Origin of the sequence: Micromonospora sp. DT44, from assembly GCF_049841635.1 — a bacterium.
Classification (GTDB): domain Bacteria; phylum Actinomycetota; class Actinomycetes; order Mycobacteriales; family Micromonosporaceae; genus Micromonospora.
The window spans coordinates 1-1,257 of record NZ_JBNCKS010000136.1 but is presented as its reverse complement, the minus strand read 5'-3'; the positions used below and the strand labels follow the sequence as shown (position 1 = coordinate 1,257).

1 pseudogene is annotated in these 1,257 nt (G+C 65.7%); it reads right to left on the bottom strand.

The features are described 5' to 3' along the window. Positions 1-1,139, bottom strand: a pseudogene (locus ACLQ25_RS32625) (IS256 family transposase); the annotation flags it as partial. Between the last annotated feature and the right edge of the window lie 118 nt (positions 1,140-1,257).

The following is a 1,257-nucleotide window of genomic DNA, read 5'->3' as shown; positions in this document are numbered from 1 at the left end:
CCTTCGGTCCATTCGTCGGTCTGTTCGGCGAGGACGGCGCCGACGAGGCGGATGATCGCCGCCCGGTTCGGGAAGATCCCGACGACGTCGGTGCGGCGGCGGATCTCTTTGTTCAGCCGTTCCTGTGGATTGTTCGACCAGATCTGGCGCTAGATCTCACGCGGGAAGCTGGTGAAGGCCAGGAGGTCGTCGCGGGCGGCGTCGAGGTGCTCGGCCGCGGCCGGGAACTTCGCCTCGATCGTGGCGACGACGCGGTCGAACTGGGCTCGGACAGCGTCGGCGTCGGGCTGGTCGAAGATCGTCCGAACAAGGGTGGCGATCCATGGCTGGGCCGACTTCGGGACCTTCGTGAGCAGGTTGCGCAGGTAGTGGGTGCGGCAGCGTTGCCAGGCCGCGCCGGGCAGGGCAGCGCCGATCGCGCCAACAAGACCGCGGTGGGCATCCGAGATGACCAGTTGAACGCCGGACAGGCCGCGGGCGGTCAACGACCGCAGGAACGCCAACCAGCCGGCGCCGTCCTCATCCGAGGCGACATCCATGCCGAGAACTTCACGTTGGCCGTCCGCGTTGACGCCCACCGCGACAAGCGCGTGGACGTTGACCGTCCGCCCATGCTCGCGGACCTTCATCGTCAACGCGTCCATCCACACGAACGGGTAATGCGCGGCGTCCAGCGGCCGGTTACGAAACGCCTCGACCTGAACGTCGAGGTGCGCGGCCATCTCCGACACCTGCGACTTCGACAACTGCTTGACGCCGAGTTGCTCCACCAACTTCTCCACCCGGCGGGTCGACACCCCGAGCAGGTAACTCGTGGCCACCACGCAGACCAACGCCTGTTCGGCCCGACGACGATGCGTCAGCAACCAGTCCGGAAAGTAGCTGCCTTGCCGCAGCTTCGAGATGGCCAGGTCGATCGTGCCCGCCCTGGTGTCCCACTCTCTCGGCCGATAACCGTTGCGGGAGTTGACCCGCTCGTCGCTGCGCTGCCCATAGCCGGCGCCACAAATCGCGTCCGCTTCCGCGGACATCACCGCCTGCGCGAACGTCTTGATCATCGCCTGCAACACGTCCGGCGACGCGCCCTCGATCTGCTCGCGCAGCAGGTCAACAGGGTTCACACTCTCTGATGCGGCCATCGCGTTCTCTCTTCCTTCTTTGACTTGGTCGTCTTGAAGGATCGACGCGATGGCCGTCTCTCATCTACGCAACACGCCCATCAAGGGCAAGTCGTACACCACTCCCGTGGACGCAACC